At 74.1% G+C, this 12,285-nt stretch carries 8 protein-coding genes; 3 read left to right on the forward strand and 5 right to left on the reverse strand.

Annotated features, from left to right (window positions below; genetic code table 11):
* Nucleotides 1–107: 107 nt before the first annotated feature.
* The 3 genes from PV341_RS09970 to PV341_RS09980 form a co-directional block, all read right to left on the reverse strand.
* Nucleotides 108–1,262, reverse strand: coding sequence for a glycosyltransferase (locus PV341_RS09970; RefSeq protein WP_500324254.1), 1,155 nt, complete (start codon nucleotides 1,260–1,262; stop codon nucleotides 108–110).
* Nucleotides 1,259–2,380, reverse strand: coding sequence for a glycosyltransferase family 4 protein (locus PV341_RS09975; protein WP_500324255.1), 1,122 nt, complete (start codon nucleotides 2,378–2,380; stop codon nucleotides 1,259–1,261). The genes PV341_RS09970 and PV341_RS09975 overlap by 4 nt, the downstream gene beginning before the upstream one ends.
* A gap of 683 nt (nucleotides 2,381–3,063) precedes the next feature.
* Complete coding sequence (locus PV341_RS09980) at nucleotides 3,064–4,488, reverse strand: HEAT repeat domain-containing protein (protein WP_500357401.1); 1,425 nt, start codon at nucleotides 4,486–4,488, stop codon at nucleotides 3,064–3,066.
* 347 nt (nucleotides 4,489–4,835) lie between these two features.
* Here PV341_RS09980 and PV341_RS09985 point away from each other — a divergent pair, with 347 nt between their 5' ends.
* Nucleotides 4,836–6,323, forward strand: a complete 1,488-nt coding sequence (locus PV341_RS09985; protein ID WP_500324257.1) for a PP2C family protein-serine/threonine phosphatase — start codon at nucleotides 4,836–4,838, stop codon at nucleotides 6,321–6,323.
* Nucleotides 6,324–6,484: 161 nt separating this feature from the next.
* Here PV341_RS09985 and PV341_RS09990 read toward each other — a convergent pair whose 3' ends face one another.
* Nucleotides 6,485–7,960 (reverse strand): DNA-binding protein NsdB, encoded by a 1,476-nt coding sequence (locus PV341_RS09990; protein ID WP_500324258.1) that lies wholly within the window; start codon nucleotides 7,958–7,960, stop codon nucleotides 6,485–6,487.
* 395 nt (nucleotides 7,961–8,355) lie between these two features.
* Here PV341_RS09990 and PV341_RS09995 point away from each other — a divergent pair, with 395 nt between their 5' ends.
* The gene (locus PV341_RS09995) at nucleotides 8,356–9,450 is read left to right on the forward strand and encodes an aminoglycoside phosphotransferase family protein (RefSeq protein WP_500324259.1); all 1,095 of its coding nucleotides are present in this window, start codon (nucleotides 8,356–8,358) and stop codon (nucleotides 9,448–9,450) included.
* Nucleotides 9,451–9,769: 319 nt separating this feature from the next.
* Nucleotides 9,770–11,779 (forward strand): N-acetylmuramoyl-L-alanine amidase, encoded by a 2,010-nt coding sequence (locus tag PV341_RS10000; RefSeq protein ID WP_500357403.1) that lies wholly within the window; start codon nucleotides 9,770–9,772, stop codon nucleotides 11,777–11,779.
* Here the strand turns inward: PV341_RS10000 and PV341_RS10005 are convergent.
* Nucleotides 11,742–12,242, reverse strand: coding sequence for a hypothetical protein (locus PV341_RS10005; RefSeq protein WP_361791587.1), 501 nt, complete (start codon nucleotides 12,240–12,242; stop codon nucleotides 11,742–11,744). The genes PV341_RS10000 and PV341_RS10005 overlap by 38 nt on opposite strands.
* Nucleotides 12,243–12,285 lie beyond the last annotated feature (43 nt).

The raw sequence follows: 12,285 nt of genomic DNA on the forward strand, positions 1-12,285 counted from the left end.
GGCGGGCATCCGGGCGGTGACCTGGGCCTGGACGGGTACCGCGACGGTGGGCGCGTGGGCCGCGGGTCTGGCACGTCCGGGGACGGTGGGCGTCTGCGTGCCCGTCGTCATGGCGTGACCTCCGGGACGGTGAGCCGGGGCGCGGCGTCGTGGGCGGCGAGGAAGGCGTTCACGGCGGTCGGCCAGCCGTAGCGCTCGGCCTGGGCGCGGGCGATGGCGCGGCGCATGGGCTCCGGGCGGGCCAGCAGGTGGCCGACGGCGTCGGCGAAGGCCGGGCCGTCGTCGGTGGCGGCGGCACCGGCCGGGCCGAGGATGTCGGGCAGCGCGGACAGCGCGCTGGCGACGACCGGGGTACCGCAGGCGAGGGCCTCCAGGGCGGACAGGCCGAACGTCTCCACCGGGCCCGGGGCCAGGACCACGTCGGCGGTGGCCTGGAGGGCGGACAGGGCGCGACGGACGGGGACGTGCCCGACGAAGGTGACCGGCAGCCGGGCCTCCCGGGCCCGGGCCTCCAGGCGGGCGCGCATCGGCCCGTCCCCCGCGACGACGAGGACGGCGTCCACCCCCTGGCGACGCATGTGGGCGAGGGCCTCCAGGGCGCGTCCCGGCCGCTTCTCGGGCGACAGGCGGGAGCACATCACCAGCAGCACCTCGGCGTTGCCGGCGTACCGGGCGCGCAACTCCGGGTCGTGGTGCGCCGGGTGGCATGCCTCCAGGTCGACGCCGAGCGGCGCCCGTACGACGTTGCGGGCCCCGATCCGCTCGAACTCCGCCGCCGCCCAGGCCGTCGTGCAGACGATACGCGAGTACACGTGCGCGCTGCGGCGGTTGAGCCGGTCGGCGGCGCCCTGGGCGAGGCCGCTGGGCACACCCCAGGTGCGCAGCACCCCGTCGACGCTCTCGTGGGACACCATCACGGACGGCACCCGGCGGCGGCGCGCCCACTCCCCGGTCCAGCGCAGCGTCGTGCGGTCGGAGACCTCCAGCCGGTCGGGGCGGAGGCCGTCCAGCACCGCCTCCAGCCGGGCCCGGCCGGTCAGGACGCGGTAGCCGCCGGTACCGGCGACCAGGGGGCCGGGAAGGGTGATGACCCGGCCCTGGGAGGTGGTCTCGTCCTTGGCGGCCGGGCCGGGGACGACCAGGACCGGGTCGTGGCCGGCCGCGAGGTAGCCCTCGCCGAGGTGGCGCAGCGCGGTGCGCAGGCCGCCGGAGGTGGGCGTGACGAAGTTCGCCAGCCTGACGATGCGCAGCGGGCCGGTCATGCCGCCACCGCCGTGCGGGCGTCGAGCACCTGCGCGTAGTGCTCCAGGAGCAGGTCCCCGACGGCCTCCCAGGTGCGCGCGGCCACGTCGGCGCGCCCCTCGGCGCCGAATTGGTCGCGCATGGCCGGGGCACCGGCCAGCAGCCGTACGGCGCCGGTGACGGCGTCCACGTCGCCGGGCGGCACGAGCAGCCCGGTGCGGCCGTGGTCGACGAGGTCGAGCGGACCGCCGGCGGCGGGGGCGACCACGGGCAGCCCGCTGGCCATCGCCTCCTGGACGGTCTGGCAGAACGTCTCGAACGGCCCGGTGTGGACGAAGACGTCGAGGGAGGCGTAGATCCGCGCCAGGTCGTGGCCGGTGCGGCGGCCGAGGAACACCGCGTCCGGCAGCGCCTCGCGCAGCCCGGCGGCGCTCGGGCCGTCCCCGACGACGACCACCTTCACCCCGGACAGCCGGCCCGCGCCGGCCAGCAGCTCCACGTGCTTCTCCGGAGCGAGGCGGCCGATGTAGCCCACCAGGACCTCACCGTTCGGGGCGAGTTCACGGCGCAGCGCCTCGTCGCGGTGGGCCGCGTCGAAGCGCACGGAGTCCACGCCGCGCGGCCACAGGTGCACGCGCGGGACGCCGTGCGCCTCCAGGTCGCGCTGGGAGGCGCTGGACGGGGCGAGCGTGCGGTCGGCGGCCGTGTGCACGGCGCGGATGCGGCGCCACGCGGTGCTCTCGCCACGGCTCAGGTAGGTGCGGGCGTACCCCGCGAGGTCGGTCTGGTACACGGCGACCGCGGGGATGTGCTGGCGGGTGGCCGCGGCCATGCCGCGCACCCCGAGGATGAACGGGCTGGCCAGGTGGACGAGTTCGGCGCGGTGCGCGGCGATCGTCGCCGCGGTCCTGCGGCCGGGGAGCGCCACCCTGACCTGCGGGTAGCCGGGCAGCGGCAGCGACGGCACACGCACGACGGGGCACGGTTCGTCCCCCGGCGCGGACTCCTGCGGGCCGGCCGGCGCGATCACCAGCGGCTCGTGGCCCCTGCGGACCAGATGTTCGGCCGTGCGCAGCGCGCAGTGGGCCACTCCGTTGACGTCGGGTGGGAAGGACTCTGTGACGATGGCTACTCGCATACGGACGTTGTCGGCTCCCCGGGCGTTGTCCGGGTCACGTGGATCTTTCACCTTGGGGAACGTGCCGTGAGCGTTGGCTCCGGATCGGGCCTTCCGGCCGCGCCGGCGCCCCTCGGTCTCCCCCGGACGCCGCGCCGGGAGGCATCGGGCGCCGGTCGCCGGTCCGGGCAGGGGTTCGGCGACGAGCACGGGACCGGCGGGCGGTCGGGTCGGCGTGCGGGAGGCCGACGCCGAGTCCTTCGGCGAGGCGGTGGAACAGGCCGCGCGGACCCAGGGGGCCGTGGTCCGGGGGTGAACCGATGGGGATCGCGGCCGGGGCAGTGGTCCGGGTGGAGGCCCGGCAGCATGTTGATGTCGTCGGCGTGCAGCACCAGCGCCCGCGTCCCCGCCGGTACGTCGAGGACCAGCCGCTCGCCCTCGACGCAGCTCCAACTGCCGTGCTCCCAGGCCCGGGCCCACTCCCCGGAGCGGCCGGCGCCGTCGACGCACCCGCCGTCGGCGTACAGCAGGTCGCCGAACGCGCCGGCGAGTTCGTCCTGGCCGAGCAGGGCCGGACGGCCGTCCACGCCCATCCGCTCCGGGATTGCCCGCGGCGGGATGCCGTGGGCGAAGGCCGGACTCGGCAGCGGCAGGTCGCACCCGTCCATCCGGTCCGGCCCCACCCGCGGCCGGGGGGCCGGGGCCTACCGCGCGGGATCGCCGGAGCTGAGGCGGCCGCGGACCGCGGTCTGGACCTCGGCCTCCTCCGCGGGATCGGCGGCGAGGCTGCGCAGGCGGGCCAGGACCCGGACGTCCGAGGTGGTGGCCGTGCGGGCGGCGAGTTCGCGGGTGGTCTCCTCGCAGTCCCACAGGCACTCGACGGCGAGGCCGGCGCCGAAGCAGGGGTCGGTGCGGGCGAGGGCGTGGGCGGCGACGCCGCGCAGCTGTGAGGAGCTCGTCTCGCGGTAGACGTGGCGCAGGACGGGGGCGGCGCACTCGATGGAGAGCCGGCCGGCCCCTTCCACGAGCACGGCGAGGCCCTCGGCGTCGGCGCCCTCGCGCTGGACGAGGCGGCGCAGGGCGCCGAGGACGCGGTCGGCGTCCTGTTCGCCGCCGCGGCAGGCGAGCATGCGGGCGGCGGTCGCGCCGAGCACGTCCTCACGGCGTGACCAGGCGCGGGCCCGGGCGAGGGCGGCGATGCTGCGCATCCGCTCGAAGGACTCGACGGCGGCGCGGGCGACGAGCTCGGACTCGCTGAGGGCGGCGGCCTCGATGAGGTCGAGGGCCTCGCGGTCCTGGCGGTCGGAGAGGTGGCGGAGTGCGGCCGCGCGGGCCGCCTCGGGACCGCCGCGGGCCGCCCGGACGAGCTCCTCGCGGTCCTCGGGGCCGGCGACGGCGGCGAGGCAGCGGGCGGCGGGGGCGTCGCGGTGCTGCGGTGGGTGGGCGGCCAGGCCTTCCTGGGCCCATTCGAGGACGGCGCCCACGCTCCAGCCCGGGGTCGGCCCGGCGGGCCGCATCTGGCGCTGCCAGCGGTCGAAGGCGGTCTGTTCCGCTGCCTTGCGCACCCGTTCGGAGACGGCGGGGTCCGGATCCTCGGCCCACAACCGCCAGGGCCGCGGCTCGTACGCCTCGCGGAGCGCGGTGGCGAGCTGGGCGTCACCCTCCGTGGTGAGCGGGAAGCGGGCGAGCACGGCCGGGCCGAGGGCACGCAGCGCGTCGTCCTCGTCACGTACGGCGAGCTCGTCCAGGGCCCACTCCCAGTTGCCGCCGGTGGCGGCGTAGCGGCGCAGCAGCAGGGCGGCGTCCCGGCGGCCGTAACCGGCGAGGTGACCGAGGACGGACAGCGCCAGGCCGCAGCGGTGCTCGTCGGGGCTGATGATGTCGTCGGGGTGGAAGAGGTGCTGTTCGATCCCGTCGAGCGAGCCCTCGAGCTCCGAGTAGAGGCGCGCGTAATAGAGGGAGCGGGACTCCACGCGCCAGTCGTGGCGGGGGTCGCGCAGGACGCACTGCTCCAGCGCCGCGAGCGCGTCGGCTCGCTGCGCTGCGAGGGCGTGCAGGGTCCCGTCTCCGCGTCCTCTCTGGAGGAGGCCGAGAAGGGTACCGCTGGGCGCTATGTCGGGGTCGAACATGAGGTCAGCATCCGGTGCGGGGAGTTGGTTGGCAACGGGATTTCCCGTTACCGGCTGCGAGGTATCTTCGCAGATCGTCCCGGGTTCAAACCCTTTGCGCGGCACCCGGGCGGCTCGCGGGCACGCTCGCGGCCGGAGTCCCGCAGCTTACCCGGACCGAGGCATTCCGCCGAGTTCTCCGAGCGTGGCGGCCCTCCAGGCTCCTGACATATGCCGGTAGCACCACCGGATCGGGTATTGCAGAAACCCTTACGGGCCATCACTCCTTGTGCAAGAGTCGTGACTGGCCCATCCGTACGGCCCCGTTGAGGCCGGCGCCCGGTTCGGAGACATGTTCGGAGAGCGTCATGCCGCCCCATTTGCATGAGGACCGCGCCACCGCGAAGCCTGAGCCCGGCACCGTGGACGCGCTCATCTCCCAGACCCGCCAGCTGCGCGGCAAGGTCGACGCCGTTCGTCGTGACGCCGCCGCCGAGGACGAGGAGGACCCGCAGCTGCGCTGGCAGCGCGCGCTGTGCGACCTCGCCGTCCACCAGCTCGACGACCTGGGTGCGCACCTCGGGCAACTGCGGGACGGCATCCCCGCCCTCGGCGACCCGGAGACGGGCACCGAGCCCGGCGGCGCCGCCTACGCGGGCCGGTCCGCCCGGGAGGTCCCGGTCCCCGCGCCGGTCGCCGGCGCCGTGCAGGCCCTGGGGCGGGCCGGTAGCGCGGAGTGGGACCTGCTCACGGACGGTGTCCAGTGGTCGGAGGAGCTCTACCGCATCTTCGGGCGCACCCGCGAGGACGGGCCGCTGACCCTGGACGAGCTGCCCTCCTGGCTGTTCGCCGAGGACCAGCAGACCCTCACCGCGGCCGTGACCGGCTGCCTGGTGGACACCCGGCCGATCGACTGCGAGTTCCGCATCGTCCGCCCGGACGGTGCCGTGCGTACGGTGCACATGGTGGGCGAGCCGGTGCTCGACGCCGCCGGCGCCACCGCCTCCATGTGGGCGGTGCTCCGCGACGTCAGCGAACTGCGCCGCAGCCAGCGGACGCTGCGCGAGACCCGTGACTCGTTGCAGCGCGAGCAGCAGATCGCGCAGACCGAGCGCCGGCTGGCGGTCGAGCTGCAGGAGGCCGTACTGCCGCCGTGGCGCGGCTCCCTGCGGTTCCCGCAGGACGGCGGCCCCACCACGGTCGACCTCGCCGCCCACTACCTCCCGTCCTCCACCGGCGCGTTCGTCGGCGGCGACTGGTACGACGCGCTGCACCTGCCCGACGGCTCCGCGCTGCTCACCGTGGGCGACCTCACCGGGCACGGGGTCTCCGCCACCTCCGGCATGGCCATGCTGCTCGGCGCGCTGCGCGGCATGGCGATGACGGGGCTGGACCCGGCCCCGCTGCTGGGCGGGCTCAACCAGTTGCTGGACAGCTCCGCGCAGCCCGCCCTGGGCAGCGCCCTGTGCTGCCGCTACCGCCCCGAGGACCGCTCTTTGGTCTGGGCGCAGGCCGGACACCCCGCCCCGCTGTTGTTCCGCGACGGGACGGGGCGACCGCTCGACGCACCCGAGGGCGTACTGCTGGGCGCCACCTCGGGCGCCCAGTACGGCCAGGCCACCGAGCGGTTGCTCCCCGGCGACCTGCTGGTGCTGCACACCGACGGCCTGCTGCCGCGCCGCTCCGGTTCCATGGCGGCCTCGGACTCGGCCACCGCCGTGCGACGCCTGCTGGAGCTCGGCCCGAGGTTCGCCCAGGCCCGTACCCCGCAGGAGTGCGTGCGCATCGTGGTGGAGGAACTCGGCGCCCCCGAGCGCGAGGACGACGCCTGCGTGCTCATCGCCAAGTTCCACTGAGGTCCACGGGCGCACTGGTCCACGGCCCTGTCGGTCCACGGTCGACGTGTTCCCATGTCGATGTGTCGACATCAGGACGGCATCCGGGAGAGCCGGCTCATTCGGCGTCGAGTCGGCTGGTCCCGCTCATCGATGTCCACGTCCTCCGCGTGGGTCTCCGCTCAGATCGCGGGGCCCCTGCGCTTGGGGCCGCTCGGCAGCGCGATCTCGATCTCCTCACGCAGGTCCTGGATCCTGGTGAAGTCGGAGTAGCGGGCCGTCAGCCGGTACATCTCCCGCAGCCGGTCCCAGGTCCGCAGCGACGAGTTCTGCCTTATGGTCAGCAGCGCCAGTCGCGCGTAGCGGTCCGCCTGCTCGGGGTCGTCGGCGATGAAGCAGGCCGAGGCCAGCGAGATGTAGTCGAAGATGTTGGACCGGTCGCGGCCCTTGCCGCGCAGCTCCAGCGCGTGCTTGGCGTGCTGCTGCGCCGTCCGCGCCGCCAGCGGCTCGTACTCGGCGAGGGTGCGGTACGCCAGCGCCTGCATCCCGTGCAGATCGGCCTCGTCGAACATCTGCATCCAGCTCGGCGGCGGGACGTCGCCGCGGTCGGTGGCGAAGAGGTCCTCGGCCTTGCCCAGGGTGCGGCGCATCGCCTGGCCGTGGCCCATGGAGGCCTGTGCCCAGGCCTCGATGGTGCACAGCATGGCGCGGGTGCGCGGCAGGGTCTCCTGCCCGGAGCCGGACTGCGCCAGTTTCATCAGGTCCAGTGCGTCGTCCGGCCGTCCCAGGTGGACCATCTGCCGGGCGGCGCGGGAGAGCGCCTCGCCGGCCCTGGGCCGGTCCCCGCCCTCACGCGCGGCGTGCGCCGCGATGACGAAGTACTTCTGGGCGGTGGGCTCCAGGCCCACGTCGTGGGACATCCAGCCCGCCAGGACGGCGAGGTTGGCGGCCACGCCCCAGAGCCTGCGCTTGAGGTGGTCGGGGTGGTGGTAGGCGAGCATGCCGCCCACCTCGTTGAGCTGTCCGACGACCGCCTTGCGCTGCAGTCCGCCGCCGCGGGAGGCGTCCCAGGCGCGGAACACCTCGACCGAGCGCTCCAGCGCCTCGATCTCATGGGAGCCGACCGGGGCCGCCTCGTAGCGGTCGTAGGAGACGGCGTCGGCGTCGAAGGGGTCGTTGGTGGTGGGGGCGTCGGCCGCGAGCGCCGGATCGGTGCGCAGCCAGTCGTACATGGCGCTGCTGAGTGCGGAACCCGCGGCAAGCGCGGCTCCCGCGCCCACCAGACCGCGTCGGTTGAGCATGAGGTCCATTCCCGTGAATTCGGTGAGGACCGCGGCTGTTCGCTCCGGTGGCCAGGGCAGTCCGTCGGCGCTGACGGACTGCTTCCTTCCCGTACGCCGATGCCGGCCGAACCCGAGATCCTCGATGGTTACGACACGGCCGAGACGCTCGGTGAACAGGGCGGCCAGCACGGTGGGGACGGGTTCGCGGGGGGATTCCCCGGTCTCGATCCAGCGGCGCACCCGCGAGGTGTCCGTCGCCAGCTGCGGGTGGCCCATGGCCGCCGCCTGCCGGTTGACGAGTCTCGCGAGCTCTCCTTTGGACCATCCGGTGAGTGCGAACAGGTCCGCTAGCCGTGAGTTGGCTTCCTTGTCCATCCAAGCCCCCAGGTTCCTCGGCACTGTTGACACTAACGGCCGGTCAGCGCCGCCGCGAGCATTCGCCATGGTTCGCCAGGGTGCGCCAGATGGTCTGCCACCCGCATGCGGTGGTCAGGTAGGAACGCGCCACCCGGCCCGGCAACCGCCGGCTCGCGAACGGTCGCATATGAACAACTTTCGAAAAACGCCGATCAGCGTTGAACAACTCGAGAGACATGTGCGTACTGGTACGCGAGGGGCGTACGGCGCGTGGACAGTTCGGACCGCCGGCCCGGACCCGCATTCCCCAGGGTGCGGGACCGGACGCCGACTCCGGCTCCGGATCCGTCCACGCGCCGGCCCCGCCACCTCGTCAAGAGCTCGTTGGCACACGAAGGGATCTGTCTCCCCATATGTATTCAGCATCGTCCTCCGTGTCCGCACCGCCCCGGCCGACCCAGCTCCCGGGCTTCACCGGGACAGGGACCGCCCTACGGCCTCGTCCGGTGCTGCCCGCTCCGCGCAGGGGCGCGCCGGGAACCTCCCACCCGCTCAGCGGGAGGCTCGACTTGACCGGTCCCCAAGGCGCGCAGTTGCGCTCGGCCATCGCCTCGGTGCAGCGCATCTGCCCCGAGTTCACGCCGGTCCAGATGCTGCGGCGCAGCGGCCGCTCGGTGCTGCTGGTCGGCACCTCCGGCCGTGCCCCCGCGGTCGCCAAGTGCCTGCTGGACCACTCCCCCGCCTGGGTGGAGCGGTACCGGCACGAGATCGGCGCGTACCGGGCCTTCGTACGGCACCGGCCTCCGGTCAGGGCGCCGCGGCTGATCGCCGCCGACCCCGAGAGCTGCACGCTCGTGCTGGAGCGCATGCCCGGACGGGTCGCGGCCCTGCAGCGGCACCCCTCGGAGGCTCCGCCGCGGGCCGACGTGCGGATGGCGCTCAGCGCGATCTCCCGGGTCAACATGTGGCGTCCGCCGGCCGGGATCTTCGACGCCCCCGTCGACTACGCGTCACGGCTGTCCCGTTATCACGAGCTGGGACTGCTCACCGACCGGGACATGGGCGACCTGCAGAAGCTGCTGCACGGACTGGCGCACGCACAGGGCCAGTTCAACCACGGCGACGCCCTGCTCTCCAACATCCTGCTCTCCCCGGCCGGCCCGGTGCTGGTCGACTGGGAGCACGCCGGCTGGTACCTGCCCGGCTACGACCTGGCGGTGCTCTGGATGATCCTGGGCGACGACCCGGTCACCCGGCGGCAGATCAGCCAGATGGCGCAGGCCGCCGGACCGATCGCGCGTGACGCCTTCCTGGTCAACCTGATGCTGGTGGTCACCCGCGAGATCCGCACCTACGAGACGGCCGTGCAGCGCACGATGCGCAGCACCGTCCCGGTGGGTCCGGGCGCGGCCGAGGCCGGCGAGGAGCAGCGCCTGCTGCTGCGCCGTCTGCACGACGACGCGGGCCTCGCCCGGCGGGCCGTCAGGGCCGCCGTCGGCACGAGGTGACCTTCCGGCCGGTCCCCGGACGGAAGAGGAGGAACCGGTGCGTAGTGGACGGCGGAGCACCGCGGTCGCGGACCCGGGGGCCAGGGGAGGGTCCTCCGGTGCCGTCGCGGTGCCGCCCGGGCGGCCTCACGGCCGGGACGGCACCGCCGGTGGTCCAGTCCACTGACGCACCGCAGGCCATGGCACCCGTGTGGGGAAAGCTCCCGGCACGGGCGCTGACATGCGTAAACAGCTTTCACAGCGCCTAGTTGACGGATCGTCGACCAACGGATACCTCTGTGGTGCCGATCGGCCCCGTGCGTCACCACAGGAGGCTGCAGTGCGAGGAACCCCCCACAACGCGAGACGCCCGCGCAAGGTCGTCACCGCCGCAACGGTCACCGTGGCCGTCGGCGCCCTGCTCTCCGCCCTGCCGCCGCTGCCCGCGGCCGGCGTGACCCCGCAGGAGCGGGACGCACCTCTCCGGCAGGCCTTCCAGGACGCCGCGGAACGTCATCACGTCCCGGAGAGCGTGCTGATGGGCGTGGCCTACCTGGAGTCGCGCTGGGACACCCACCGCGGACTGCCCAGTGTCACCGCCGGATACGGCCCCATGCACCTCACGGACGCCCGGACGGCGCTCACCGACAAGCCCCGACGGGGAGATGGCGGTGACGACCCGCGCGGAGACGCGGGCCGTCCCCTGGCCGACGTGGGGCTGCCCGCCGTGGACACCCGCGCGCTGCCCTCGACCCTCACCACGCTGGACCGCGCCGCCGGGCTGACCGGGCTGAGCGCCGAGGAGCTGCGCGAGGACCCGGCGGCCAACGTCGAGGGGGGCGCGGCGCTGCTGGCCCGGGCCCAGAAGTCGCTGGGCACACCGCTGAGTTCGGACCCGGCCCGCTGGTACGGCGCGGTGGCGCGCTACTCGGGCGCCGACGACACCGCCACGGCGTCGGTCTTCGCCGACGACGTCTTCCAGGTCATCCGTGAGGGAGTCACGCGCACCACGGACGACGGGGAGAGCCTCACCCTCGCCGCGCACCCCGGGCTCGCGCCGGAGACCGCCCAGCTCCGCTCCCTGGGTCTGCGCACGGTTGCCGCGGACGGGACGGAGTGCCCGCGCACGATCGCGTGCGAATGGCTCCCGGCGCCGTACGAGGAGTACGGCACGGGCGACTACGGCAACCACGACCTCGCCGACCGCCCGCACGACCAGAAGATCGACTACATCGTCGTCCACGACACCGAGGCCACCTGGGACACCACCCTCCAGCTGGTGCAGAAGCCGGACTACCTCGCGTGGCACTACTCGATCCGCTCCGCGGACGGCCACGTCGACCAGCACGTGAGGACCAAGGACGTCGGCTGGCACGCGGGCAACTGGTACGTCAACGCCAAGTCCGTCGGCATCGAGCACGAGGGCTTCCTCACCGATCCCGGCGCCTGGTACACCGAGGCCATGTACCGGGCGTCGGCCCGGCTGGTCCGCTACCTGGCCGGGCGTTACGGCATCCCGCTGGACCGGCAGCACGTCCTGGGCCACGACAACGTCCCGGGACCGACCCCCGCGAACATCCCGGGGATGCACACCGACCCCGGCCCGTACTGGGACTGGGCGCACTACTTCCAGCTCCTGGGAGCGCCCTTCCGGCAGACCGCCGGGCCGGGCAGCGCCCTGGTGACGATCGACCCGGACTACGGCTCCAACCGGCCCGTCTACACCGGGTGCGCGAGCGCCGGTGACACCTGCCCGTCCCGCGGTTCCACGGCCGTCCGGCTGTACACCGAGCCACGCGAGGACGCCCCGCTCGTCAAGGACGTCGGTCTGCACGGGGAGGCCCCCTCCACGACCGGGGTGAACGACACCGGCGCCCGTGCCTCGACCGGCCAGCAGTTCGCGGTGGCCGAGCGACGCGGGGACTGGACGGCGATCTGGTACCTGGGCCAGAAGGCCTGGTTCCACGACCCCAGGGGGCACCGCACCGCCCTGCCGGCCACGGGCCTGCTGGTCAGCCCGAAGGAGGGCCGCGGCGAGGTCCCGGTGTACGGGCGCGCCTACCCGGAGGCGTCCGCCTACCCGGCGGGGGTCCCGGTGCAGCCGGAGGCCCCGCTGCCGTACCGGCTCCTCGCGGGCCAGAGCTACGCGGTGGGCCAGGCGACGCACGGCGAGTACTACCGGGCGGTCACCTTCGACGCCTCCCAGCACGTGGTGGTGCGGGGGGAGCAGCTCTACTACGAGATCCAGTTCGGCCACCGGGTGGCCTGGGTCAAGGCCGAGGACGTGACCCTGCGGCCCTCCTGGGCCCCGCTCAGCCCTGCTGGAACATCTCCGCGGGGAGGGGCTTGAGCAACTGGTAGAGGTCGTCGGTGATCGGGCGGTCCCAGGTCGCGATGGTGACCAGGACGCCGTCGCTGCGATCGAACTGCGTGCAGGCGATGCGCCCCTCGGAGAGCTTCACCTTGCGCACGATCAGCAGGTTGTCACCGTGCATGACCGGGGTGTCCTCGGTGCCGACGACCTCGACCGGCTCGTCGTTGCCGAGGGCCAGCAGCAGCTGGGCGACCTCGAAGGGGATCTGGCCCTCTTCGAGGTCGCGGGCGGGCGAGCCCTCGGGGAGGTTGCCGATCAGCATGGCGGGACCGCGCCCGCCGAAGAGGTCGTAGCGCAGGAAGATGCCCTGGCAACTGCCGTCCTCCCCGGGCAGCAGCCCGGCGCCGAGTTCGCCCGGCCAGTCGCCCGGGTCCATGGCCAGGACGTCGAATTCCGGCCCTGTGGGCGTTGCGGCGCTGCGGCGGCGGAGGAACGACATGCGCCCATCGTACGGTCCCCGGGCCGCCCGTGTGCCCGGGGTC

This window comes from Streptomyces sp. PA03-1a, from assembly GCF_033792805.1.
Lineage (GTDB): Bacteria > Actinomycetota > Actinomycetes > Streptomycetales > Streptomycetaceae > Actinacidiphila.